Annotated in this window: 24 protein-coding genes, 1 tRNA gene and 1 pseudogene; 20 read left to right on the plus strand and 6 right to left on the minus strand. The window is 49.4% G+C overall.

The annotated features are described in order from the left end of the window. Position 1: 1 nt before the first annotated feature. Positions 2-1,117: an FAD-dependent oxidoreductase gene (locus FEK42_RS00655; RefSeq protein WP_135488980.1), complete on the minus strand. Its 1,116-nt coding sequence runs from the start codon at positions 1,115-1,117 to the stop codon at positions 2-4. 270 nt (positions 1,118-1,387) lie between these two features. On the opposite strand from FEK42_RS00655, the pseudogene FEK42_RS00660 reads away from it, so the two are divergent. Both FEK42_RS00660 and FEK42_RS22740 read left to right on the plus strand, forming a co-directional pair. Beyond that, positions 1,388-2,041: pseudogene (locus FEK42_RS00660) on the plus strand (transposase); the annotation flags it as partial. Positions 2,042-2,424: 383 nt separating this feature from the next. Then, positions 2,425-2,643 carry a hypothetical protein gene (locus FEK42_RS22740; RefSeq protein WP_171022630.1) on the plus strand — a complete coding sequence of 73 codons (219 nt, stop codon included), beginning with the start codon at positions 2,425-2,427 and terminating at the stop codon, positions 2,641-2,643. A gap of 84 nt (positions 2,644-2,727) precedes the next feature. On the opposite strand, the gene FEK42_RS00670 is transcribed toward FEK42_RS22740, so the two are convergent. Both FEK42_RS00670 and FEK42_RS00675 read right to left on the minus strand, forming a co-directional pair. Next, positions 2,728-2,802: transfer RNA gene (locus tag FEK42_RS00670), tRNA-Arg, on the minus strand. A 75-nt stretch (positions 2,803-2,877) separates the two neighbouring features. Next, positions 2,878-3,810, minus strand: coding sequence for a formate/nitrite transporter family protein (locus tag FEK42_RS00675; RefSeq protein ID WP_138211702.1), 933 nt, complete (start codon positions 3,808-3,810; stop codon positions 2,878-2,880). Between the two features lie 293 nt (positions 3,811-4,103). Here FEK42_RS00675 and mlaA point away from each other — a divergent pair, with 293 nt between their 5' ends. Continuing rightward, positions 4,104-4,859, plus strand: a complete 756-nt coding sequence (gene mlaA / locus FEK42_RS00680; protein ID WP_130207304.1) for a phospholipid-binding lipoprotein MlaA — start codon at positions 4,104-4,106, stop codon at positions 4,857-4,859. Between the two features lie 61 nt (positions 4,860-4,920). On the opposite strand, the gene fadL is transcribed toward mlaA, so the two are convergent. Beyond that, positions 4,921-6,261 (minus strand): long-chain fatty acid transporter FadL, encoded by a 1,341-nt coding sequence (gene fadL, locus FEK42_RS00685; RefSeq protein WP_138211703.1) that lies wholly within the window; start codon positions 6,259-6,261, stop codon positions 4,921-4,923. Positions 6,262-6,632: 371 nt separating this feature from the next. Here fadL and FEK42_RS00690 point away from each other — a divergent pair, with 371 nt between their 5' ends. The 11 genes from FEK42_RS00690 to FEK42_RS00740 all read left to right on the plus strand — a co-directional run bounded on the left by FEK42_RS00690 (position 6,633) and on the right by FEK42_RS00740 (position 18,275). Continuing rightward, positions 6,633-6,917 carry a YfcZ/YiiS family protein gene (locus FEK42_RS00690; RefSeq protein ID WP_135492858.1) on the plus strand — a complete coding sequence of 95 codons (285 nt, stop codon included), beginning with the start codon at positions 6,633-6,635 and terminating at the stop codon, positions 6,915-6,917. A 180-nt stretch (positions 6,918-7,097) separates the two neighbouring features. Further along, complete coding sequence (gene fadI, locus FEK42_RS00695) at positions 7,098-8,408, plus strand: acetyl-CoA C-acyltransferase FadI (RefSeq protein ID WP_130260689.1); 1,311 nt, start codon at positions 7,098-7,100, stop codon at positions 8,406-8,408. Beyond that, the gene (gene fadJ, locus FEK42_RS00700) at positions 8,408-10,552 is read left to right on the plus strand and encodes a fatty acid oxidation complex subunit alpha FadJ (RefSeq protein ID WP_138211704.1); all 2,145 of its coding nucleotides are present in this window, start codon (positions 8,408-8,410) and stop codon (positions 10,550-10,552) included. The genes fadI and fadJ overlap by 1 nt, the downstream gene beginning before the upstream one ends. Before the next feature lie 201 nt (positions 10,553-10,753). Beyond that, positions 10,754-11,239, plus strand: a complete 486-nt coding sequence (gene sixA, locus FEK42_RS00705) for a phosphohistidine phosphatase SixA (protein ID WP_130207294.1) — start codon at positions 10,754-10,756, stop codon at positions 11,237-11,239. Positions 11,240-11,872: 633 nt separating this feature from the next. Continuing rightward, positions 11,873-12,439, plus strand: coding sequence for a fimbrial protein (locus FEK42_RS00710; protein ID WP_130207292.1), 567 nt, complete (start codon positions 11,873-11,875; stop codon positions 12,437-12,439). 82 nt (positions 12,440-12,521) lie between these two features. Then, a complete protein-coding gene (locus FEK42_RS00715; RefSeq protein WP_138211705.1) occupies positions 12,522-15,158 on the plus strand; it encodes a fimbrial biogenesis outer membrane usher protein in 2,637 nt (878 codons plus the stop codon). 70 nt (positions 15,159-15,228) lie between these two features. Continuing rightward, positions 15,229-15,930 (plus strand): fimbria/pilus periplasmic chaperone, encoded by a 702-nt coding sequence (locus FEK42_RS00720; protein ID WP_240783132.1) that lies wholly within the window; start codon positions 15,229-15,231, stop codon positions 15,928-15,930. A 15-nt stretch (positions 15,931-15,945) separates the two neighbouring features. Then, positions 15,946-16,443 (plus strand): fimbrial protein, encoded by a 498-nt coding sequence (locus FEK42_RS00725; RefSeq protein WP_131162052.1) that lies wholly within the window; start codon positions 15,946-15,948, stop codon positions 16,441-16,443. Next, positions 16,440-16,919: a fimbrial protein gene (locus tag FEK42_RS00730; RefSeq protein ID WP_130207284.1), complete on the plus strand. Its 480-nt coding sequence runs from the start codon at positions 16,440-16,442 to the stop codon at positions 16,917-16,919. The genes FEK42_RS00725 and FEK42_RS00730 overlap by 4 nt, the downstream gene beginning before the upstream one ends. Before the next feature lie 41 nt (positions 16,920-16,960). Continuing rightward, entirely contained in the window at positions 16,961-17,446 is a 486-nt protein-coding gene (locus FEK42_RS00735) for a fimbrial protein (protein ID WP_131162111.1), read from the plus strand. Position 17,447: 1 nt separating this feature from the next. Continuing rightward, positions 17,448-18,275 (plus strand): StfH/YfcO family fimbrial adhesin, encoded by an 828-nt coding sequence (locus tag FEK42_RS00740; protein WP_138211706.1) that lies wholly within the window; start codon positions 17,448-17,450, stop codon positions 18,273-18,275. A 44-nt stretch (positions 18,276-18,319) separates the two neighbouring features. Here FEK42_RS00740 and smrB read toward each other — a convergent pair whose 3' ends face one another. Further along, on the minus strand, positions 18,320-18,871 hold the full coding sequence (gene smrB / locus FEK42_RS00745; RefSeq protein WP_000730806.1) for an endonuclease SmrB: 552 nt from the start codon (positions 18,869-18,871) through the stop codon (positions 18,320-18,322). 165 nt (positions 18,872-19,036) lie between these two features. On the opposite strand from smrB, the gene prmB reads away from it, so the two are divergent. From prmB to FEK42_RS00775, 6 genes are read left to right on the plus strand one after another with little or no spacing between them, the layout of a single operon-like run. Then, positions 19,037-19,969, plus strand: coding sequence for a 50S ribosomal protein L3 N(5)-glutamine methyltransferase (prmB, locus tag FEK42_RS00750; RefSeq protein ID WP_130207278.1), 933 nt, complete (start codon positions 19,037-19,039; stop codon positions 19,967-19,969). A gap of 34 nt (positions 19,970-20,003) precedes the next feature. Then, entirely contained in the window at positions 20,004-21,089 is a 1,086-nt protein-coding gene (gene aroC / locus FEK42_RS00755; RefSeq protein WP_135492856.1) for a chorismate synthase, read from the plus strand. 3 nt (positions 21,090-21,092) lie between these two features. Next, positions 21,093-21,917: a penicillin-insensitive murein endopeptidase gene (gene mepA, locus FEK42_RS00760; protein ID WP_138211707.1), complete on the plus strand. Its 825-nt coding sequence runs from the start codon at positions 21,093-21,095 to the stop codon at positions 21,915-21,917. Next, positions 21,917-22,726 (plus strand): sulfite exporter TauE/SafE family protein, encoded by an 810-nt coding sequence (locus tag FEK42_RS00765; RefSeq protein WP_064526496.1) that lies wholly within the window; start codon positions 21,917-21,919, stop codon positions 22,724-22,726. The genes mepA and FEK42_RS00765 overlap by 1 nt, the downstream gene beginning before the upstream one ends. Continuing rightward, positions 22,726-23,274 carry an elongation factor P hydroxylase gene (gene epmC, locus FEK42_RS00770; protein WP_135492855.1) on the plus strand — a complete coding sequence of 183 codons (549 nt, stop codon included), beginning with the start codon at positions 22,726-22,728 and terminating at the stop codon, positions 23,272-23,274. Before FEK42_RS00765 ends, epmC begins: the two co-directional genes overlap by 1 nt. A gap of 33 nt (positions 23,275-23,307) precedes the next feature. Next, the gene (locus FEK42_RS00775; protein ID WP_135492854.1) at positions 23,308-23,586 is read left to right on the plus strand and encodes a YfcL family protein; all 279 of its coding nucleotides are present in this window, start codon (positions 23,308-23,310) and stop codon (positions 23,584-23,586) included. 119 nt (positions 23,587-23,705) lie between these two features. Here FEK42_RS00775 and mnmC read toward each other — a convergent pair whose 3' ends face one another. Next, positions 23,706-25,712, minus strand: coding sequence for a bifunctional tRNA (5-methylaminomethyl-2-thiouridine)(34)-methyltransferase MnmD/FAD-dependent 5-carboxymethylaminomethyl-2-thiouridine(34) oxidoreductase MnmC (gene mnmC / locus FEK42_RS00780; protein WP_135492853.1), 2,007 nt, complete (start codon positions 25,710-25,712; stop codon positions 23,706-23,708). Between the last annotated feature and the right edge of the window lie 135 nt (positions 25,713-25,847).

Genomic DNA, 25,847 nt, shown 5'->3' on the forward strand with positions numbered 1-25,847 from the left:
ATCAACTCAACTCGATCACGCGTTCTATTTCATGTAGAGCATCATAAATATTGTCAATTTTCCCACCCATCACGCAGTGAAGCCCCTTCAATATATAATTCGGGCGAAATAAAATTGGGCGAGAATCATCGCTATCACTTCGTGGAAGGATTGTTTTTACTTCCCAGATAGAGCTTTGATATTGGCATTCACTCAAACAAGGGATATAACGCGTGGCATCTCTTATCATATGCCCCCAGGCTGAATGCCGTTCATTCAGTTCATACTTTCTATATGCATCCTCGTAAGGTTCATTTGGTCTGTCATTCCATTGGTAATGGGGTGTGTATCGAACATGGCTGAAGGAATGTAGTTGAGCTGGTGGGAATGGCATAACAGAAAAAAATGGACCACACATTAGTGTTAACCCCATTTTTTTTAGCTCATCTGGAACAGTTACAAGGCACATTTCCGTCATTTCATGACGAAGGGGAATTAATGTAAGCTCAGAACCATTCAAGAGATAATTAATTCTTGAATAAGTACAATTGAAAAGATGATCAACATAGCTAATATCTGGTTGTCCAGATATTGTTGTGATTACCTCTAACCCCTCACCAGATTTGCTAACTTTTTCAACAACCGCGTCCGTTACAATAGTAACTTTTGCCGCTGAAAGCCGTTGTAGCATTATATTACGCAGCTTATGGGAATCAAATGCATACTCACGGGTAGTAAACACCGCATCGATAAGTACAGGATTAATCAAACGTTTCACTGACGGAGGAGCATCTTCACATTCAGCACCTATACGTTGACAAAATCGGCTAAATTGTGCACCTGTTATTTTACTTAACGCACCTGCAACAAGGTAATATTTGGCAAAATCATCTTCAATGCAGTCGCGAAATTCAGTAACAAAACGGGGGAAAGAGATACGAGAGCGTAACGCTGTCAAGATGCTGCGTGGATAATGATAGCCATTGTGCACTCGAGCCTGATTAACATAGGATGCTCGGGACATGAGTTCTTGACTTTTCTCATAAACTGTAACTTTACAACCCTTCAATGCAAGTTGTTCTGCCAGATACAAACCAAAAAAACCGCCTCCTGCGATTGCAATATTTTTACTCCCCATAATCGAAACCTCCGAAAATACGTTAAAACTAGAAGTATTAATGTTGGTAAGTATTAATGTTTATAAGTATTAACGTTGATAAGTATTAATGTTGGTAAGTTTGGGCGTACAAAAATTTAACTGCGGCTATATTTTTAGATTATCCTTAATATTGGGATAATACTTAATTCGTTAGATGAATGAAAGTCTATTGTGAATTTTAGTGGTTTATTTAATTTGTTCATCTGAACAGAGGTGATATGCTCACCTCAGAACAATACAGGTGCACAAATGAAAAGCCGAAAATCTAGTCCTGAATTCAAACGCGAATCCGCTCAACTGATTGTTGACCAGAACTACACAGTGGCAGATGCCGCCAAACTATTGATGTTGGCCTTTCCACGATGACAAGATGGGGCAAACAACTGCGTGATGAGCGTCAGGGAAAAACACAAACAGACTTCCCGATAACTCCGAAACAAATCGAAATACGTGAGCTAAAGAAAAAGCTACAACGAATTGAAATGGAAAACGAAATATTAAAAAAGGCTACCGCGCTCTTGATGTCAGACTCCCTGAACAGTTCTCGATAATCGGGAAACTCAGGGTGCGTTATCCTGTGGTCACTCTCTGCCACGTGTTCGGGGTTCATCGCAGCAGCTACAGATACTGGAAAAACCGTCCTGAAAAACCAGACGGGCTGTATTACGCAGTCAGGTACTTGAGCTACATAGCATCAGCCACTGTTCGGCAGGAGCAAGAAGCATTGCCACAATGGCAACCCAAAGAGGCTATCAGATGGGGCGCTGGCTTGCTGACAGACTTATGAAAGAGTTGGGACTGGTCAGTTGCCAGCAGCCGACTCACCGGTACAGGCATGGCGGTCATGAACATGTTGCTATCCCTAACTATCTTGAACGGCAGTTCGCCGTGACAGAGCCAAATTAAGTGTGATGTGGCGACGTGACGTATAGTGTGCCCGGAGTTCAGGGCGAGCATGGAGGCTCAAATAAACCATGAGTCTGTCTGGAATATTGAACCGGTAACTCATGATGAGAAACCCAACAATTCCACCGGGTGTGACGGTGGAGAACCTGAGCGGCAGTGACCTGCGGCATGCCCGCAGGGTGATGTAACCCGCTGACAACGGGGATTGAGGCGAGATCACTAAGCCAGGATGATCCTCAAGGTTGAGTGCTGAAAGGCTGAAGAACAAATCCGCCTCTGTGGGTTGAAAACGTCACCACGGCCTACGTGATCTGACAGGCCGAGCAGAAGTAACGGGCAGTGATATGTAAGCACTGCCCGTCGAAGGTGTTTTGACATGTATGCGAAACACCTGGACAGCAGCGTCCATCACGCTCGCGTTGCTGACTTCTGCCAACTTGCGGCAAGCAAGGATAAAGAGTGCGATGGGCAGCCACCTCAGTTTTTCTTTCGGCTTTGCTGCTTCAATCTGTTTAACGGTGAGCATGGGTAAAAATCCGGTGGGTAAAATTATTTTATCCACTTTTTATCCGTCATGGAGTGCGGCTGTTACGATCTGACTCGGACCATGACGAACGGTGGATTAGGAAGGCTTGATATTCAGGGAATTTTGCTGACTGGTACGAATGGGGCGCACTGATAACTGGTGTCCCCTGCAGGAATCGAACCTGCAATTAGCCCTTAGGAGGGGCTCGTTATATCCATTTAACTAAGAGGACAGCGCGGCATGAGTATACCCGCTAATGGACTGCGGGGTAAGTACACTGCCGCTCGATTGCTTAAACGCTCGCCACTCATGCCGGATTTTTATCATTTTTCTTAATGTTTTCCGCACGTTCTGCTTTCTGACATGCTTCTTCTTTTCGCTTATTGCTCATGTCGTTGCGAATTTGCGCATGACTCATCAACGCGAAGATAAAGGTGCCGCCACAGATGTTTCCCGCCAGAGTGGGAAGCGCAAATGGCCAGACAAAATCGCTCCAGTGTAGTGTGCCGTTAAACACCAGATAGAGGATCTCTACGGAACCGACAACGATGTGAGTGGTGTCTCCCAGGGCGATAAGCCAGGTCATCAAAATAATCACTACTATTTTTGCCGCACCCGCCGCCGGAAACATCCATACCATAGTAGCTATTAGCCAGCCGGAAATGATCGCATTGGCAAACATCTCGCTGGGCGAGTTCTTCATCACATCCATGCCGATTTTGACAAACGCATCGCGGGTTTCTTCATCAAAAATAGGCATATACTCAAAAGCCCACGCCGCAATACCCGTTCCCAGAATATTACCTAACAGAACAACGCCCCAAAGTCGTAGCAATAAACCGACATTGCCCATTGTCGGTTTTTGCATTACGGGTAGTACCGCTGTCACGGTGTTCTCAGTAAATAATTGCTGGCGCGCCATAATAACGATAATAAAACCAAAGGTATAACCGAGATTCTCCAGCAAGAAACTCCCTGGCACGCCTTCCAGTTCGACATGAAATATCCCTTTTGCCAGTAGCGATGCACCCATCGACAGACCTGCTGCAATAGCTGACCACAGTAGCGCCATTGCGTCGCGTTCCAGCTCTTTTTCGCCGTCCTGACGAATATGTTCGTGGATAGCCATTGCCCGGGAAGGGAGCCGATCTTCATCTATTTCAATTTTTTTTCCGCGCTCTTTTTCTTCACTCTCGACTTCAATTTCGTCGCTGTGTTTATCAATTTTATCGTTATCCATGGTGAGTTCTCTTGATTAGCACGTATAGCTAAAGCGTAGCGGCTTTTTTGCTCGCAACTGGCGGGAGTTACTCTGAAAATGAATAAAAGGCAACGTTTGCCTTTTTCTGTTTCTATAGAATCAAGTAGCCTACAGGGCGGTGATTACCAGGCTATGATCAAATCAGCAAAACAGGGCGTATGGACGTCATTTGACGTGCTGTTACAATCGCCCACACCTAAACAGGCGGATACGGTATCGTTCCGTCATGGATGGCAAACTGCATAAGCCATAAAAAAAACAGGGAGACATTTATGAAGCTTCGCCTGTCGGCGCTTGCTCTGGGAACTACGCTTCTGGTGGGGTGTGCGAGTTCCGGAACAGATCAGCAAGGGCGTTCTGACCCGTTAGAAGGGTTCAACCGCACCATGTACAATTTTAACTTCAATGTGTTAGACCCGTATGTGGTTCGACCGGTGGCTGTCGTGTGGCGTGATTATGTTCCGCAACCGGCACGTAATGGGTTAAGCAACTTTACTGGCAACCTTGAAGAACCTGCAGTGATGGTTAACTACTTCCTGCAGGGCGACCCTTATCAGGGGATGGTCCACTTTACCCGCTTTTTCCTGAACACTATTTTGGGGATGGGGGGTTTTATTGATGTTGCTGGGATGGCGAATCCGAAACTGCAACGAACGGAACCTCACCGTTTTGGTAGCACGCTCGGTCACTATGGCGTGGGGTATGGGCCTTATGTTCAGTTACCGTTCTACGGTAGCTTCACGCTGCGAGATGACGGCGGTGATATGGCTGATGGCCTCTATCCAGTGCTTTCGTGGTTGACCTGGCCGATGTCGGTAGGAAAATGGACACTTGAAGGTATCGAAACGCGTGCGCAACTGCTGGATTCTGATGGCCTGCTTCGTCAGTCGTCCGATCCTTACGTCATGGTGCGCGAGGCGTACTTCCAGCGTCATGATTTCATCGCCAATGGCGGAGAACTCAAACCGCAGGAAAACCCGAATGCGCAAGCGATTCAGGATGATTTAAAAGATATCGATTCTGAATAAGAAGCCAATAAAAAAGGTGAGTTGGAAAACTCACCTTTTTTCTTATTAAGCTAGCGTGTTATTAGAACGCGTAGTTAAAGTTAGTACCGAACAGCCAGGCTTTACCTTCAGACTCGAACTGATACGGGCCTTCGTTGATCTTCACGCTCTGACCGTGCATATAAGAGACACCAACATCGACAGATGCATCTTTATTAAATGCATATGTCGTACCTGCGCTCAGCCAGAAACGGTCCTGATCCGGAATGGAAATCGAACGGTTCTGTGCCGGAACGGGGCTGTCATCGAAGGCGATACCGGTACGGAAGGTCCAGTTATCATCGTAGTAATAAGTGGTACCCAGTGCGATGCGGTAAGCATCTTTAAAGCCTTCATGCTTCTGGAACAGCGTATCACCACTGGTGGACGTAGCTTTCAACTCCTGGAATTGACTCCAGCTGGTGTAAGCCAGACTATAGTGAATCGCCCACTGCGGCGCGACACGGTTATAACCAGACACTTCCCACATTTCAGGCAGATTTAGCGTCAGATAACCTGACTGCGTAGCTCCGCCCGTAGCCGTTGGCAGACCGAAATTGTAGTTGTTAATAGCAATTGGCAGATCGCTACTGTAGTTACCTTTGAAGTCAATTTTAACTTCAGAACGGTAGGTCAACGCGTAGCGATTATTTTTATCCAGTTCATACAGGATGCCGGCATTCCAGCCAAAGCCCCATTTGTTACCATTCAGATGGGCAATTTTCTCATCGCTTGGGATACTATTAGCCATGCCCGCCAGTTGCTGTCCTTGTAGAGTCGCCCCGGCGGGAGATTGCATAATCTGACCTGCAACCAGCTGCCCCAGATCGCCTGCGAAGCGTTCAATTTTCGCACGGGCATAGACGGCATTCAGACCGAGACCAAAACTCCATGCGTTATTTAAGCGATAGGCGCCGCTTAAGTTCATGTTGATGGTCTCGAGGTCGGTTGTACCACCGACAGAACCGCCTGCATAAGTATCGTTAAACTCTGTCGCCAGGCCATAGTTAGAGGTAATGGAAGCTCCCCAACCAAATTGATCGTTAATTGGCGCAACAAAGTGAGCGTTCGGAACCCATGCCGTAGGCGCGATATTATCCGCGTCCAGGCTACGACCAGACGGAGACGTTCCGCTGATATTTACATCCGGATCAATATAAACCGCGCCCGCTGAAAAAGTTGGGCGGTCAAACATGGTAATCAACGCGGGGTTACGGCTGACGTTACCGGCATCATCGGCAATTGCGCCTTCCCCTGAATAAGCCCGGCCCAGGCCTGAGGAAGAAAATTCGTTTAACTGAAAGCCTGCCGACCAGGCCTGGGTGGAGATAAGTGCCACTGCGACTGCGAGAGCAGACTTTGTAAACAGGGTTTTCTGGCTCATGACCATAACCTCAATAATTTATTTTTATACAAACTATGTTACGTGCTGTAACAGGAGCGCGAAGTGTAGGGTCTGATGTACATCTTAGAAATCAGACCAGTGGCGAGAGTATAGGTCGGACCAGATGGAATGTTGCAAGTATGTTTCTATGTTTTTTCAAATATGATCTAAGAAACGCGATCCAGCTGGCAAAATTTGGAGGTAGTGCACTCATAGATTTGGGTGAATTTTGTTTTAGATCATTTTTAAGTGTGATTTCGGTCACTTATCTGATTTTGCAGAATTAACAACTGGAGTGGCACTTTTCAGAAGCGTAAAATATCCGCAACGTTTATCTGGCACCTTAGGTGCACATACAGAGGAAATCAACGATGAGTAAATGTAGTGCTGATGAAACCCCGGTTTGCTGCTGTATGGATGTTGGCACCATTATGGACAACTCCGACTGCACCGCGTCTTACAGCCGTGTGTTTGCAAACCGCGCAGAAGCAGAACAAACGCTGGCGGCGCTGACTGAAAAAGCCCGTAGCGTGGAATCCGAACCGTGCAAAATCACCCCGACTTTCACTGAAGAGTCTGACGGTGTGCACCTGGATATCGATTTCACTTTTGCCTGCGAAGCTGAAATGCTGATCTTCCAGCTGGGTCTGCGTTAATTCCTCTCGGGTACGTACGCCCCTGCCAGCAACAGGCAGGGGCGTTTTCTTTTCTTTCTCCTGTCTTCACTGTGTCATAGCTCCCACTTTCCCTTTTCTCCGCTTGGCTAAATGTAAAAAAATGGTTAAGACTATGATCAGGTCAGACCACTTTATATCTTATTTTTACAGGGGAGTGTTATGGGTCAGGTTTTACCGCTGATTACCCGTCAGGGCGATCGTATCGCCATCGTTAGCGGGTTACGTACGCCTTTTGCCCGCCAGGCGACGGCTTTTCATGGCATTCCTGCTGTTGATTTGGGGAAGATGGTCGTAGGCGAATTGCTGGCACGCAGCGAAATTCCCGCAGAAGTGATTGAGCAACTGGTCTTCGGTCAGGTTGTGCAAATGCCGGAAGCGCCCAACATTGCGCGTGAAATTGTTCTCGGCACTGGAATGAATGTGCATACCGATGCTTACAGCGTCAGCCGCGCTTGCGCTACCAGTTTCCAGGCGGTTGCAAACGTCGCAGAAAGCCTGATGGCGGGAACTATTCGAGCGGGGATTGCTGGTGGGGCAGATTCCTCTTCTGTATTGCCAATTGGCGTCAGTAAAAAACTGGCGCGCGTGCTGGTTGATGTCAACAAAGCACGAACCATGAGCCAGCGCCTGAAACTTTTTTCTCGCTTACGTTTGCGTGACTTAATGCCGGTGCCTCCGGCAGTGGCGGAATACTCCACTGGATTACGGATGGGCGACACCGCCGAACAAATGGCAAAAACGTACGGCATCACCCGTGAACAGCAAGATGCGTTGGCCCACCGTTCGCATCAACGTGCCGCCCAGGCGTGGTCAGAAGGTAAATTAAAAGAAGAAGTCATGACCGCTTATATCCCGCCTTATAAACAGCCTCTCGCGGAAGATAATAATATTCGCGGAAATTCCACGCTTGCCGACTACGCAAAGCTGCGCCCGGCGTTTGATCGCAAACACGGGACGGTAACGGCGGCAAACAGTACGCCGCTGACCGATGGTGCGGCCGCGGTGATCCTGATGACTGAATCCCGGGCGAAAGAGTTAGGGCTGGTGCCGCTGGGATATCTGCGCAGCTACGCATTTACCGCTATAGATGTCTGGCAGGACATGCTGCTCGGTCCGGCCTGGTCAACACCGCTGGCGCTGGAACGTGCTGGTTTGACAATGGCCGATCTGACGTTGATTGATATGCACGAAGCGTTTGCCGCCCAGACGCTGGCCAATATTCAGTTGCTTGGCAGCGAACGTTTTGCCCGCGACGTACTGGGGCGTGCACATGCCACTGGCGAAGTTGACGATAGCAAATTTAACGTGCTTGGCGGCTCGATTGCTTATGGTCATCCCTTTGCGGCTACCGGCGCACGGATGATTACCCAGACCTTACATGAGCTGCGGCGTCGCGGCGGTGGGTTTGGTTTGGTGACTGCCTGTGCCGCAGGTGGGCTTGGCGCGGCAATGGTTGTGGAGGCGGAATAATGGAAATGGCATCAGCGTTTACCCTCAATGTCCGTCTGGACAACATTGCCGTTATCACCATTGATGTTCCCGGCGAGAAAATGAATACCCTGAAGGCGGAATTTGCTTCGCAGGTGCGCGCCATTATTAAGCAACTCCGTGAAAACAAAGAGTTGCGCGGCGTGGTGTTTGTCTCCGCTAAACCAGATAACTTCATTGCTGGCGCAGACATCAACATGATCGGCAACTGCAAAACGGCGCAAGAAGCGGAAGCATTGGCGCGGCAGGGCCAACAGTTGATGGCGGAGATTCATGCTCTGCCTGTTCCGGTTATTGCCGCTATTCACGGCGCTTGCCTGGGGGGCGGGCTGGAGCTGGCGCTGGCATGTCATGGCCGTGTCTGTACTGACGATCCTAAAACTGTGCTCGGTTTGCCGGAGGTTCAGCTTGGATTATTGCCAGGTTCAGGCGGAACTCAGCGTTTGCCACGCCTGACAGGTGTCAGCACAGCATTAGAGATGATCCTCACCGGAAAACAACTTCGGGCGAAACAGGCATTAAAGTTGGGGCTGGTGGATGACGTCGTTCCGCACTCCATTTTGCTGGAAGCCGCTGTTGAGCTGGCAAAGCAGGATCGTCCATCTTCCCGCCCTCTACCTGTACGCGAGCGTATTCTGGCGGGGCCGTTAGGTCGTGCATTGTTGTTCAAAATGGTAGGCAAGAAAACAGAGCAAAAAACTCAGGGTAACTATCCAGCGACAAAACGCATTCTTGACGTTATTGAAACCGGTTTAGCGCAGGGGACCAGCAGTGGCTATGACGCCGAAGCTCGGGCGTTTGGTGAACTGGCGATGACGCCGCAATCGCAGGCGCTGCGCAATATCTTTTTTGCCAGTACTGAAGTGAAGAAAGATCCCGGCAGTGATGTTCCTCCTGCGCCATTAAACAGCGTGGGGATTTTAGGCGGCGGGTTGATGGGCGGTGGAATTGCCTACGTTACTGCCTGTAAAGCGGGTCTGCCGGTAAGAATTAAAGATATCAATGCCCAGGGCATAAATCATGCGCTGAAATACAGTTGGGAGCAGCTGGAGGGTAAAGTGCGCCGTCGTCATCTCAAAGCCAGCGAACGCGACAAGCAACTGGCTTTAATTTCGGGGACGACGGATTACCGTGGCTTTGCCCATCGAGATCTGATTATTGAAGCGGTGTTTGAAAATCTCGAATTAAAACAGCAGATGGTGGCAGAAGTTGAGCAAAACTGCGCTTCTCATACCATTTTTGCATCGAACACCTCCTCTTTACCGATTAGCGATATTGCCGCGCACGCCACGCGACCAGAGCAAGTTATCGGCCTGCATTTCTTCAGCCCGGTGGAAAAAATGCCGCTGGTGGAAATCATTCCTCATGCGGGGACATCGGCGAAAACCATCACCACCACGGTAAAACTGGCGAAAAAACAGGGCAAAACGCCGATTGTGGTAAAGGATAAAGCTGGGTTTTATGTCAATCGCATCCTGGCGCCGTATATTAATGAAGCTATCCGCATGTTGACCGAAGGCGAACGTGTTGAGCATATTGATGCCGCGCTGGTGAAATTTGGTTTTCCGGTGGGGCCAATCCAACTTTTGGATGAGGTAGGAATTGATACCGGGACTAAAATTATTCCTGTACTGGAAGCAACTTATGGAGAACGTTTTAGCGCGCCTGCAAATGTTGTTTCTTCAATTTTGAATGATGATCGCAAAGGCAGAAAAAATGGCCGAGGTTTCTATCTTTATGGCCAAAAAGGGCGTAAAAGCAAAAAACAGGTCGATCCCGCCATTTACCCGCTAATTGGTGTACAAGGGCAGGGGCGACTCTCCGCACCGCAGGTTGCTGAACGGTGTGTGATGTTGATGCTGAATGAAGCAGTACGTTGTCTGGACGAGCAGGTTATCCGAAGTGTGCGTGACGGGGATATTGGCGCGGTATTTGGAATAGGCTTCCCGCCGTTTCTTGGTGGCCCGTTCCGATATATCGATGCTCTCGGCGCGGGGGAAGTCGTTGCAACAATGCAACGACTGGCCACGCAGTATGGTTCTCGTTTTACCCCTTGCGAGCGTCTATTAGAGATGAGCGAGCGCGGGGAAAGTTTTTGGAAAACAAGTGCAACTGACCCTCAATAAAAGGGTCAAAGCTATATGAATCCGCGCTGAATGGTGGAGTATTGGTCAAAATGTAAACACATATTGACTATACTTGCGCCATTGAGGTAAAAAACAGCGTTTCATTCGGTGAATGGATAAGGCACAATGCCGGCCACCGCCTTGTTTCTCTGGTTTCAGATGAACGGGGCGGGTGAATCTGGTTAACAAAAGCGGTGCAATATGCAAGTTTTTATCATGCGTCACGGCGACGCAGCCCTCGATGCCGCCAGTGATTCGGTTCGTCCTCTGACCACTAACGGTTGTGACGAATCTCGCCTGATGGCGAACTGGTTGAAAGGTCAAAAAGTGGAAGTCGAACGTGTTCTGGTGAGCCCGTTCCTGCGAGCCGAGCAAACACTGGAGGAAGTAGGGGATTGTATGAACCTGCCTTCCAACGTGGAAGTTCTGCCGGAGTTGACGCCCTGCGGCGATGTAGGGCTGGTCAGTGCATATTTACAGGCGCTGACCAACGAAGGTGTCGCTTCGGTACTGGTTATCTCCCACTTACCGTTAGTCGGGTATCTGGTTGCCGAGTTATGTCCGGGCGAAACGCCGCCTATGTTTACCACTTCGGCCATTGCCAGCGTAACGCTTGATGAAAGCGGAAACGGCACATTCAACTGGCAGATGAGTCCGTGTAATTTGAAAATGGCAAAAGCAATCTGATGTGATCGTAAAGTGCCCGATGGCGCAAGCTATCGGGCCTGAATTGTTCATACCTTATTGAAATTCTCCCAATAACGATGCAGATGGCATCTTTTTAGCGTTTAATCGCCGATTTGTATAAAGTTACATCTAGAAACATTCATTAACTTTTCTTGTATTTTATTTCCAGAGTTAACCACTGTGAACGCAAAATAAGAGAGTAGAAAAGAGATACTTTTTGGTCTTGATTTTATATTAATTATAGTGTTTTAATATTGTATCGGCAAAAAATAAAAATACAATCGTGTTATTTGCTGTTGGTTGTTTTTTGCTCTTCAATCATTCACATCCATGATGTGCTTATACCATATTTTAGCCATTTGCCACGTAATTCCAGGAAAGTTCTCAAAATATTATTTGTTTTGTTAATTATTTAAATATTTCTAAATATTGTTGTTAGTAAATTTAAATTGTGTCACGCGCTCTATAATATCAACATGCTCGCCACGCCAAAGAATATCATCTCACGAGACCTCAGAAATCCTATTCAATGGTGGGTTATAAGCCACTGCAAATTACACTGAAAGTTATTATATTCAGTATTAATGTGTCAGTTGGCTGACATTTTAATTATTTATGATTTAAGGACAAATAATGAGTAAGTTTGTAAAAGCAGCCGTCGCCACAGCAATGCTTATGGGGGCGCTGACTTCAGCATCGGTCGTAGCCGCAGGGAACAACGGTACAGTGAGATTTTTCGGTATAATTGAAGACTCTCCATGCTCAATTGTTCCTGATGACCACAAGCTGGAAGTGGATATGGGGAGCATCGGTACCGGTTCTTTAACGGGTGGCAAAACTACCACACCAAAGGATTTCCAGATTCGTTTACAGGATTGCAATTTCAATACTGAAACAACGATGACCACGACATTTACCGGTAATCCATATTCCGGTAATCCAAATAATTACTCCCTGTCTAACCTGGATAATGGCACCGAAGTTCCAAACGTAAGTCTGGTGATCGGCGACCAGCGTGGTAAAGGCTATGACCTGGGCAAAGGTATCGATCAGGCCATTGCAATGGACAGTTCAACGGGTAAAGGCAAACAGAAACAAACGCTGAAATTTAAAGCCTGGTTAGTCGGTGAAACTGCTGCGGTAACACCAACTCCGGCTCCGTTTGAAACGCTAACAACATTCCAGATTACGTATCTTTAATGTGACTCCCCCATAACTGCAAAGTTATGGGGTTTTTAAATGAAAGATAATTAAATTATAATAATTACGGATGGATACGTAAATGCCCGAACATTCTTTTCTCCGTTTACGGGGGCTTTCGTGGTGGATTGCTCTGGCAATTTCCGGAAGTCCATTTTATGCCCTGGCAGATGATACCATTCAGTTTGATGCCCGATTTCTCGAGTTAAAAGGGAATACCAAAATTGATTTGGGGCGTTTTTCCCAAAAAGGTTATGTTGAGCCGGGTAAATATAATTTACAGGTTCATGTAAATAACCAATCCTTACCGGATGAATACGATATCTACTGGTACGCAGTCGAAAACAATCCTGATAAATCGTATGCCTGCTTACCGCCTGAACTGGTTGCTCAGTTAGGCTTTAAAGAAGATATCACGAAAAATTTGCAATGGATTCGTGATGGTCAGTGTCTGAATACTGAACCGTTAAATGGCATGGAAATGACTGGTGATTTAAGCCAGTCAGTTTTCGTGATTTCTTTGCCACAGGCTTATCTTGAATATACCGACAGTGAATGGGATCCACCTTCACGTTGGGATGAAGGTATTCCCGGTCTTATTGCCGATTACAGTATCAACGCCCAGACCCGGCATGAAGAGGGTGGGGATGATACTAACGATATTAGTGGTAATGGTACGGTTGGCGTTAACGTTGGCCCGTGGCGCCTGCGTGCCGACTGGCAGAGCGACTATCAGCATACCCGCAGTAACGATGATGGTGATGCTAACGATAGCGGCACGCAAAAAAACTGGGAGTGGAGCCGTTACTACGCCTGGCGCGCCTTGCCGTCATTAAAAGCCAAACTTTCTTTGGGCGAAGATTACCTCAACTCCGATATTTTTGATGGCTTTAGCTACATTGGCGGTAGCATCAGCACCGACGATCAAATGTTGCCGCCAAACCTTCGCGGCTACGCTCCGGATATTTCCGGTGTAGCACATACCACCGCGAAAGTTACGATAACGCAAATGGGGCGCGTCCTTTATGAAACCCAGGTCCCCGCAGGTCCGTTCCGTATTCAGGATATTGGTGATTCGGTATCTGGTACTCTGCATGTCCGTATTGAAGAACAAAATGGTCAGGTGCAGGAATATGACGTCAGCACGGCTTCCATGCCGTTTCTGACCCGACCAGGCCAGGTGCGATATAAAGTGGCGATGGGCCGTCCGCAAAACTGGGATCATCATGTCGAAGGGAGTTTCTTCTCGGGAGGCGAGGCATCATGGGGGATTGCCAATGGCTGGTCGCTCTATGGCGGTGCGTTAGCGGATGAAAACTACCAGTCAGCGGCAATTGGACTTGGGCGCGATTTGGCACTGTTCGGCGCGTTAGCGTTTGACGTTACCCACTCCCGTACTCGTTTTGACGACAACAGCGTATACGGCAACAAAACGCTGGATGGTAACTCTTATCGTGTCAGTTATGCCAAAGATTTTGATGAACTCAACAGCCGTGTGACCTTTGCCGGATATCGCTTCTCTGAAAAAAACTACATGACCATGAGCGAATACCTGGATGCTAACAACGCCGATCGGGCGCGCACGGGCAACGACAAAGAGATGTATACGGTCACTTACAACCAGAACTTCAGGGATGCGCGTGTTTCGGTCTATCTCAACTATTCCCACCATACCTACTGGGACCGCGAGGATCAAACCAACTACAACATGATGCTTTCTCATTATTTCAATATGGGAAATATCAGAAACATGAGCGTTTCTCTGACCGGTTATCGCTATGAATACGATAACAATGCCGATAAAGGTATTTATCTTTCCTTAAGCCTGCCGTGGGGTGACAGCAGCACCATTAGTTACAACGGCAACTATGGCAGCGGTGCCGACAGCAGCCAGGCGAGTTTGTACCATCGAATAGATGACGCCAGCCACTATACGCTGAGTGCAGGCACCAGTGAAAACCACGCCAGTGTAGATGGTTATTACAGCCACGATGGCACTATGGCAAAAGTTGATCTGAGCGCCAACTATCATGAAGGGCAATACACTTCCGCGGGTATCTCTTTACAGGGCGGTGCAACGCTGACTGCCCACGGCGGCGCGCTGCATCGCACGCAGAACATGGGCGGCACGCGTTTGCTGATTGATGCCGATGGCGTTGCCAATGTGCCAGTAGAAGGCAACGGTGCTGCTGTTTATACCAACATGTTTGGTAAAGCCGTGGTGGCCGATGTTAACGACTACTACCGTAATCAGGCTTATATCGATTTGAATAACCTGCCAGAAAATGCTGAGGCCACCCAGTCGGTGGTCCAGGCAACGCTAACGGAAGGTGCCATTGGTTATCGTAAATTTGCGGTGATCAGTGGGCAGAAAGCAATGGCGGTATTGCGATTGCAGGATGGTAGTCATCCGCCATTTGGTGCGGAAGTGAAAAATGTTAATAAACAGCAAGTTGGTCTGGTTGATGATGAAGGGAATGTCTATCTGGCGGGCGTTAAACCGGGTGAACGCATGACGGTATCCTGGGAGGGAGAATCCCACTGCGATATCAGTCTACCGGACCCGCTACCGGATGATCTCTTCAATGGCTTGCTGTTGCCATGCCAGCAAATTGGGGGAAGTGCTCCCGCAATTTCACATGATATTCAGCCCGTCATTCAGGAGCAGACACAACAGGTGACACCAATGGAACCACCAATCTCTGTTTCATCGAATTAATAACGTGATTAAGGAATGATCCATGTCTAAACATATCTCTTCAAAAAAGATCGTCACTGCATTGACGTTGATGGCGGCGGCTGCAAGTTTTTACGCACAGGCTTCAGTGACGCCCGATCGTACCCGTTTGATTTTTAACGAAAGTGATAAATCTATTAGTGTTACCCTACGTAATAACGATCCTAAACTTCCTTACCTGGCGCAAAGCTGGATTGAAGATGAAAAGGGTAACAAGGTGAGTTCACCATTAGCTGTTTTACCTCCTGTACAGCGTATTGATGCGATGATGAACGGTCAGGTGAAAATTCAGGGATTGCCAGATATCCACAAATTGCCTACCGATCGCGAAACGATGTTCTACTTTAACGTTCGCGAGATCCCGCCTAAATCGAATAAAGCTAACACGCTGCAAATTGCTCTGCAGACACGTATCAAACTTTTCTGGCGTCCTAAGGCACTGGAAAAAAGCAGCACACAAACTCCCTGGCAGCATAAAGTGACCCTAACCCGCAGCGGCCAGGAATTTACCGTCAATAACCCAACGGCGTATTACGTCATCATCAGCAACGCCAGTACGCAGAAAAATGGCAATCCAGCGGCAGGTTTCTCGCCGTTAGTCATGCCGCCCAAAACCAATGCTCCGTTAAACGTGAAAATGGATAGCACTCCAGTGCTGACCTATGTCAACGACTATGGTGCGCGTATGCCGCTCTTTTTCCGCTGTAGCGGTAGTGCCTGCCTGGTGGATGAAGAACTAAGCAGCAAAGGCTGATTCCAGGAGAATCCGATGAGAAAGATGTTTCTGGTTAAATTACTGCTGGTTTTTGGTGTGGTGAGCCATCCTGCGGCAGGCGGAGAATCGAAATCCGTTGATCTGATATTGCGGGTGCTGGTCGATGCTCCGCCACCTTGTTCAGTAACGGGTAGTGCTGTGGAGTTTGGTGATGTGATCATCAAAAAGATCAATGGCACCAACTATCGCATGAATGCTGAGTACAAATTGGACTGTAAGGGAAGTCTAAGTGACGACCTGCAAATGCAGTTTAAGGGAACGACTACCACGATTAATGGCGAAACAGTGTTGAGTACAGGAATTTCTGGATTTGGTATTCGAATTGAAAGTGCGTCTGATAATTCGCTGTTTCCGATTGGCGAAAACAACTGGACGCCTTTCAACATCAACAGCCAACCGAAACTGAAAGCGGTGCCAGTAAAAGAGAGCGGTGTATCACTCGCGGCATCGGAATTTAACGCCAGTATGACGATGGTGGTGGATTACCAATGAAACGACTCGGTTTTTTTGTGATTTGTGGTTGCTGTTGCGTGGTACAGGCGGCGACACCAGACATTACTTTTCACGGAACTTTGGTATCACCGCCAGTTTGTACCATTAGCGGCGGGAAAACCATTGAAGTGGATTTTGGCGACATCCTTATTAATGACATTGACGGTGTTAACTTTCGTCAGACTGTACCCTATGAGATCACCTGTGATTCTGGAGTTCGTGATGCGGTTTGGGAGATGACTCTGACCTGGAAGGGGACTCCCACCAATTACAATACGTCGGCAGTCCAGACCAGCGTTACCGACCTGGGCATTGAAATGCAACAAAATGGCAGTCCGTTTGAGCTGGATAAACCTCTGAGTATTGATCCTGCCAGCCCCCCAATGCTCAAGGCGGTACCGGTGAAAGCCAGCGGCGCGGTGTTGGGAGACGGAGCATTTTCCGCGTATGCCACGCTACAGGTGGATTACCAATGAAAACACAAGAGTATGTTCTCGCAACGCTGCTGGGGAGCTTAATGCTGATCTGTGTAGCGCCGGTGCAGGCGGCTGACAACCTGCATTTTTACGGTAATTTATTGAATAAAACCTGTACACCGGTAGAGACACAAGGATTGCTGGCGGAAGTACAGTTTCCTACGGTGAGTGCACAAGATTTAGTGGTCGCCGGGCAGTCGGCCCGTGTGCCGGTGGTTTTTCAACTGAAAGACTGTAAGGGACCAACGTCATACAACGTAAAGGTAACCTTGACCGGCACGGAAGATAGCGAACAGCCGGGTATTCTGGCGCTGGATGCGTCATCGGGTGCGCAGGGAGTTGGTATAGGTATGGAAAAAAACGACGGCACACCTGTTGCCATCAACAGTTCTACTGGAGCGACCTTTGTACTTAATAACGGCAGCAATAGTCTTAATTTCCGGGCCTGGTTACAGGCAAAAAGCGGTCGTGATGTGACTCCTGGCAATTTTACCGCCCAGCTAACCGCAACGTTTGAGTACCTTTAAAATGAAAAAATTACGCCATGTTTTTTGCTTACTAGTGTTGATACTAATGGTACCCACCGCGATGGCATCAACAATATTTCGTGATATGCACACGTTGATGGGGTATGCCGGTAACGGTAATACCTCAATCTGGTATGAACTTAATGTCCAAACTTTATCTGGCGTCTATCAGGGAACATATCACCGGGATGGTTATACTCTTTATACCGGAGATATTCCCAATATATCCTGGAATGGGCCAGGGACAGCACCAGAAATTAATGTGAAAAGTGGGGATTATATTGACTCATCGAATTGCCCAGGGTTGCCGACATCGGGAGGTTTTAGTTGTAGTAAGGTTATCATGGATATTATCGTTGAAGGCGATCCCGGTAGCTGTCCCTGGATAGTGACCAGTAATATCAAAACACAAGCAAGAGCGACTGGTACTGTTTACCTGGGGCCTTCAGCGTTTAACTCCACCTGTCCGCCAGTTCCTTTAGACCCTTATGATGTTTCATGGAGTCCAAATTCGGTAGTGCATAGCAAGCTGTTATCATTGAAATCCACGGGAGGGGTAATCGAAAATACACTCCCTACCTTTTTGATGAAGGATGGCAAGTTGTGTGATGGTAGCCAATTTAACGAGCGTGGCGCATATTGTCGTTTTATTTCGCAAATGATCACTTTTACGTCATATGGTTGTACAGATAGCAAAGTGACAACCATACCAAACCGACATGCGATAACCGACAAACAACTACATGATATTGTGGTGCGTGTCGATACTACTACACCGCAGCCAATAGATTCCACTTGCCGATTCCAGTATGTGCTGAATATGTTGTAGTGACCAAACCGGATACGGTGTTTATGTCGTATCCGGTTTAGCATTCAGGGCAACTCCGGCGGCAGCCACTCTTCCACTTCAATCAACACCAGCAACGCCGCATCACCACCGTACTCTTTCGGTGCCTGGTGAAACGCCATCACATGCGGATGTTGCGCCAGCCACAGTGGTGTTTGTTGCTTCAAAATATGCTTACCGTGTCCATGCATCACGCAGGCACAAAATACATGTTCACGGCGGCAGGCGGCAATCAACGCCCCTAGTTCCTGCTTGGCTTGTAGCTGCGTCAAACCGTGCAAATCCAAAAACAGCTCCGGTGAATAATCACCGCGTCGCAGTTTCTTCGCCTCAAAATGGCTTACATCCGGGCGGACATATTTCACCGGGCCTTCGGTATTCAATAACGGCTGAAACTCATCGGAAAAATAATGGCTGGCATCGGCCTGTTCCTGAATCAACCGCTTAACCGGCACTTCGCTGATTTTTTTACGCTGCGGTCGGTGGACAATCGTGTCCTGCTTAATCTTGCGAGTCCCCGCCATCAACTGGCGAAACAGAGCCTGGTCCTCCTCGCTAAGTGTTGTTTTCTTTTTCATTGATGTGTCTCTATTTCTAATTTCCCTACAGTTTACCCGACTCGTCGCGCAATCGATCGTTTTAAACGTATTTTTCCTCACTCACCGCGCGTGAATGCTGATTTATCGTCATCTTCATGGCAAACTAGCCGCCGAAATTATTGCGATCATGCCCTGGAGGAATACGTGGATAAAATTTTCGTTGATGAAGCAGTAAATGAGCTGCAAACCATTCAGGACATGTTGCGCTGGTCGGTTAGCCGCTTCAGTGCGGCAAATATCTGGTACGGTCACGGCACCGATAACCCGTGGGATGAAGCCGTACAGCTGGTGTTGCCTTCGCTCTACCTGCCGCTGGATATTCCGGAAGATATGCGCAATGCGCGTCTGACCTCCAGCGAAAAACACCGCATTGTTGAGCGCGTGATCCGCCGCGTCAACGAACGCATTCCGGTGGCTTATCTGACCAACAAAGCGTGGTTCTGCGGCCATGAATTTTACGTCGATGAACGCGTGCTGGTGCCGCGCTCGCCGATTGGTGAACTAATCAACAATAAATTTGCCGGACTCATCAGCAAGCAACCGCAGCACATTTTAGATATGTGTACCGGGAGCGGCTGCATCGCTATTGCTTGCGCTTATGCCTTCCCGGAAGCGGAAGTCGACGCGGTGGACATCTCTCCAGACGCGCTGGCGGTTGCCGAACAGAACATCGAAGAACACGGTCTGATCCACAACGTCATCCCGATTCGTTCCGATCTGTTCCGTGATTTACCGAAAGTGCAGTACGACCTGATCGTCACCAACCCGCCGTATGTCGATGCGGAAGATATGTCCGACCTGCCAAATGAATACCGTCACGAGCCGGAACTGGGCCTGGCGTCTGGTACCGACGGCCTGAAACTGACCCGCCGCATTCTCGGTAACGCGGCAGATTATCTTGCTGATGATGGTGTGCTGATTTGTGAAGTCGGCAACAGCATGGTACATCTTATGGAACAATATCCGGATGTTCCGTTCACCTGGCTGGAGTTTGATAACGGCGGCGACGGTGTGTTTATGCTCACCAAAGCGCAGCTTATTGCCGCACGTGAACATTTCGCGATTTATAAAGATTAAATAAACACGCAAACACAACAATAACGGAGCCGTGATGGCTGGAAACACAATTGGACAACTCTTTCGCGTAACCACCTTCGGCGAATCGCACGGGCTGGCGCTCGGTTGCATCGTCGATGGTGTTCCGCCAGGCATTCCGCTGACGGAAGCGGATCTGCAACACGATCTTGACCGCCGCCGCCCTGGGACATCGCGCTATACCACCCAGCGCCGCGAGCCGGATCAGGTCAAAATTCTCTCCGGTGTTTTTGAAGGTGTGACCACCGGCACCAGCATTGGCCTACTCATAGAAAACACCGACCAGCGTTCTCAAGATTACAGCGCAATTAAGGACGTTTTCCGTCCAGGCCATGCCGATTACACCTACGAACAAAAATATGGTTTGCGCGACTATCGCGGCGGTGGACGCTCTTCCGCCCGTGAAACCGCCATGCGCGTTGCGGCAGGGGCGATTGCCAAAAAATATCTTGCTGAGAAATTCGGTGTCGAAATTCGCGGCTGCCTGACCCAAATGGGCGACATTCCGCTGGAAATCAAAGACTGGTCGCAGGTCGAGCAAAATCCGTTCTTCTGCCCGGACCCGGACAAAATAGAAGCCTTAGATGAACTGATGCGCGCGCTGAAAAAAGAGGGCGACTCCATTGGCGCGAAAGTCACCGTTGTTGCCAGTGGCGTCCCCGCCGGACTTGGCGAGCCGGTCTTTGACCGCCTGGATGCCGACATCGCCCATGCGCTGATGAGCATCAACGCGGTGAAAGGCGTGGAAATCGGTGATGGTTTTGACGTGGTGGCGCTGCGTGGCAGCCAGAACCGCGACGAAATCACCAAAGAAGGTTTCCAGAGCAACCATGCGGGCGGCATTCTCGGCGGGATTAGCAGCGGGCAGCAAATCATTGCCCATATGGCGCTAAAACCGACCTCCAGCATTACCGTGCCGGGGCGCACCATTAACCGCTTTGGCGAAGAAGTTGAGATGATCACCAAAGGTCGTCACGATCCTTGTGTCGGGATCCGCGCGGTGCCGATCGCTGAAGCGATGCTGGCGATCGTTTTAATGGATCACCTGTTACGGCAGCGGGCGCAAAATGCCGATGTGAAGACTGATATTCCACGCTGGTAAAAAATGAACAAAACTGCGATTGCGCTGCTGGCCCTGCTTGCCAGTAGCGCCAGCCTGGCAGCGACGCCGTGGCAAAAAATAACCCAACCTGTGCCGGGTAGCGCACAATCGATAGGTAGTTTCTCCAATGGTTGTATCGTCGGCGCTGACACGCTGCCGATACAGTCCGAACATTATCAGGTCATGCGTACCGATCAGCGTCGCTACTTCGGTCACCCGGACCTGGTGATGTTTATCCAGCGTCTGAGTAGCCAGGTGAGCAATCTGGGCATGGGGACGGTGTTGATTGGCGATATGGGGATGCCTGCTGGTGGGCGTTTCAACGGCGGTCACGCCAGCCACCAGACCGGACTGGATGTTGATATCTTTCTGCAACTGCCAAAAACACGCTGGACCACTGCGCAGCTCTTGCGCCCGCAAGCATTAGATTTGGTTTCCCGCGACGGTAAACACGTTGTCCCGACGCTATGGAAGCCGGAAATTTTCAGCTTGATCAAACTTGCCGCCCAGGACAAAGACGTCACGCGCATTTTTGTTAATCCGGCGATTAAACAACAACTTTGCCTTGATGCCGGCACCGATCGCGACTGGTTGCGCAAAGTGCGACCCTGGTTCCAGCATCGCGCGCATATGCATGTACGATTACGTTGTCCTGCCGATAGTCTGGAGTGTGAAGATCAACCTTTACCGCCACCAGGCGATGGTTGCGGGGCAGAACTGCAAAGCTGGTTTGAACCTCCAAAACCGGGAACAACAAAGCCTGAGAAGAAGACACCGCCTCCGTTGCCGCCTTCCTGCCAGGCGCTACTGGATGAGCACGTGATCTAATGGAAACGTTTAATAGCCTGTTTATGGTTTCCCCGCTGCTGCTGGGAGTTCTCTTTTTTGTCGCCATGCTGGCGGGATTTATCGACTCGATTGCCGGTGGCGGTGGGTTACTCACTATTCCGGCATTGATGGCGGCGGGGATGTCTCCCGCTAACGCGCTGGCAACCAATAAACTGCAAGCCTGCGGTGGCTCTATTTCCGCCACTATCTACTTTATTCGCCGCAAAGTGGTTAGTTTAAGCGATCAAAAACTCAATATCGCCATGACCTTTGTCGGCTCAATGAGTGGCGCACTGCTGGTGCAATATGTTCAGGCCGATATATTACGGCAGATATTGCCCATCCTCGTGATTTGCATCGGCCTCTATTTCTTGCTGATGCCAAAGCTGGGTGAAGAAGATCGCCAGCGCCGGATGTACGGTTTGCCCTTCGCGTTAATTGCCGGTGGCTGCGTCGGTTTTTATGACGGATTCTTTGGCCCGGCAGCCGGATCGTTTTACGCGCTGGCTTTCGTTACGCTGTGCGGATTCAACCTCGCCAAAGCCACGGCTCACGCCAAATTACTTAACGCAACGTCAAACATCGGCGGTTTGCTGCTGTTTATTCTCGGCGGCAAAGTGATTTGGGCGACGGGCTTTGTGATGCTGGTGGGGCAGTTCCTCGGCGCGCGCATGGGTTCACGACTGGTGTTGAGCAAAGGACAAAAGCTGATCCGCCCGATGATCGTTATCGTCTCGGCGGTGATGAGTGCCAAATTACTTTATGATAGCCACGGACAGGAGATCCTCCACTGGTTGGGGATGAACTAATGAACAGTACACACCACTATGAGCAGTTAATTGAAATTTTTAATAGCTGCTTTGCCGATGAATTTAATACCCGTCTGATTAAAGGCGACGACGAACCGATCTATCTTCCTGCTGATGCGGAAGTACCGTATAACCGAATCGTCTTTGCTCATGGCTTTTATGCCAGCGCAATTCATGAGATTTCGCACTGGTGTATTGCCGGGAAAGCGCGCCGTAAGCTGGTTGATTTCGGTTACTGGTATTGCCCGGACGGTCGCGATGCCCAAACGCAAAACCAGTTTGAAGATGTTGAAGTGAAGCCGCAGGCGCTCGACTGGTTGTTCTGCGTGGCGGCGGGATATCCGTTTAACGTCAGTTGCGACAATCTGGAAGGCGACTTCGAACCGGATCGTGTGGTGTTTCAACGGCGGGTACATGCGCAGGTGATGGATTATCTGGCTAACGGTATTCCAGAACGTCCGGCACGCTTAATTAAAGCATTACAAAATTATTATCACACGCCGGAAATTACGGCGGAACAGTTCCCGTGGCCGGAAGCGCTCAACTGAAGCCGGCGCCACGTTTTACAATGAGGAAAGAAGATGATCGCGGAGTTTGAATCACGCATTCTGGCATTAATCGACGGTATGGTTGACCATGCCAGTGATGATGAGTTGTTTGCCAGTGGGTATTTGCGTGGCCACCTGACATTAGCTATCGCAGAACTGGAAAGTGGTGATGACCACTCCGCTCATGCGGTACATACAACCGTTAGTCAGAGTCTGGAAAAAGCCATTGGTGCCGGTGAATTGTCGCCGCGTGACCAGGCGCTGGTAACCGATATGTGGGAACACCTGTTTCAGCAGGCGTCACAGCAGTAAGTTGCGGCGTCTGGAGCACCATGCCTGATGCGACGCTTATCGCGTCTTATCAGGCCTACACGTCACACGAGGTCGGATAAGGTGTTCACGCCGCATCCGACAAACAATGCCAAAGCAGATTACCCCGCCTTAACCGCTTTACCTTTCAACAACTTCCGCACCCATAACCTATTCGGATTTAACGCCGCCAGCGTACTGGTATCCATCGGAATCGGTTCTTCACTCATCTGTGCCGCCAGAATTTCGGCGCACAGTGGGGCAGAACACAAACCACGCGAACCCAAAGCAGCAAGCATAAAGAGATCGTCATAAATCGGCGCGCTTACCGCCTCATCTTTTTGCTCCGTCAGCGACGCATATTCCACGAGTGTAGCGTCATAATCAGGCACGTTGCCTACCATTGGCAGATGATCGCGGGTGGCACAACGCACACCGCAGCGCGCCTCTTTATCACTGACATCAACCGCTTTCGCCCACAGTGCCTGCGGGAAACAATCAATCAACCGCTGGCGATTCTGCTGCTGATCGTCCTCACTGTACGCCGTATCTTCGCTGCCGCGATGATAACTGGCACCAATACAATGGTGCTGATTCGCCGGATTTTGTGGCGTGAGATAACCGTCATAGCACAGCACCTGCTTCAGCTTCGCCAATTCCGGCGTTGTTGGAATATGGCTGACCTGCCCGGCAACCGAATACACTGGCAGAGACGACGTTTGGCTGAAACGGCTGATTTGATGCCCGTTCGCCAGTACCACCACACTATGCGTTGCTTGCTGATCACCTGCAAAATTCAACAACCAACAATCATCATTACGGGATAAATCCTGCAACTGATATTGATAATGAATCTGCAAACCCTGCTGTTGCGCCAGTTCCAGCACATTACGGGTCAGTTCTGCTGGACACAGCCAGCCACCTTGCGGATAAGCAATACCGCTGCAATTTGTCGCAACGCCCGTAATTTGTTCAACCGCATTAGCCTCAACGGCTACAGCCAGCTCTGCGGGTAAATCCATCGACAGCATCTGTGCGATTTTATGCTGGCTTTTCTCATCCCAGCCTAACTGCGTGACGCCGCACCAGTCATGATCAAATTTAACGGGTAATTGGTCGTAAAGCCGACGAGCAAAAGTAAACGCATTAGAGAAAAAGCGGTTCAACGCCCCATCGTGTTTACTTAAAAGCGGATACAGCGCCCCCTGGCGATTGCCGGAAGCACCCAGCGCGGGGGCCTCATCCGCACAATAAAGCGTTACCTGCCAGCCGCGACGTAATAGTGCCAGTGATAACAACGCGCTGGCAATACCGCCGCCGATAATCGCTGCTTCCCGTTTGCTGCTGCCCGTACGATTAAACCACGGCGTGGAGCAGGGGAGTGGTAATGTCTGTTCCATCACCCCACAAAGCATTTCCCGTTTGCGCCCAAAGCCCTTACGTTTTTGCATGGTGAATCCGGCTTCCTGCAAACCGCGGCGGACAAAACCGGCAGAAGTAAATGTCGCCAGCGTGCCGCCCGGACGCGCCAGTCGTGCCATGGCGTTAAACAGATTTTGCGTCCACATATCCGGGTTTTTCGCTGGCGCAAAGCCGTCCAGAAACCAGGCATCTACTTTTTGATTTAGCGAATCGTCCAGTTGGCTGGTCAGTTCGTTTATATCGCCAAACCATAAATCCAGCGTTACGCGGCCTTCATCGAGCAATAAACGATGGCAACCGGGCAGGGGCAAAGGCCACTGCGCCTGAAGCTGTTCCGCCCACGGCGCAAGTTCCGGCCAGTGTTGGTGCGCTAGCGCTAAATCCGCACGGGTGAGGGGAAATTTCTCAAAACTTATAAAGTGGAGGCGCTTTAACTGCGCCTGTGGATGCGCTTCGCGAAACTGATCAAATGCCTGCCATAGCGTCAGAAAATTTAATCCGGTGCCGAAGCCGCTTTCTGCTACCACAAACAGAGGATGTGGATGCTCAGGAAAGCGTGCCTCTAATTGGTTACCCCCAAGAAAAACATAACGCGTCTCTTCCAGTCCGTTATCGTTGGAAAAATAGACATCGTCAAAATCTCGGGAAACAGGTGTACCCTCAGCATTAAATTCAAGGTTGGCAGGTTGTATGGAGTAGTGTTTCACGTAAGTTACTCGTCTTACAGGCGGTGGCTCGATCTTAGCGATGTGTGCCAGGCTGCGCAAATTTCTCTATTAATTGGCTGATCGGACTTGTTCGGCGTACAAGTGTACGCTATTGTGCATTCGAAACTTACTCTA

The organism is Escherichia sp. E2748 (assembly GCF_005781125.1).
GTDB lineage: Bacteria > Pseudomonadota > Gammaproteobacteria > Enterobacterales > Enterobacteriaceae > Escherichia.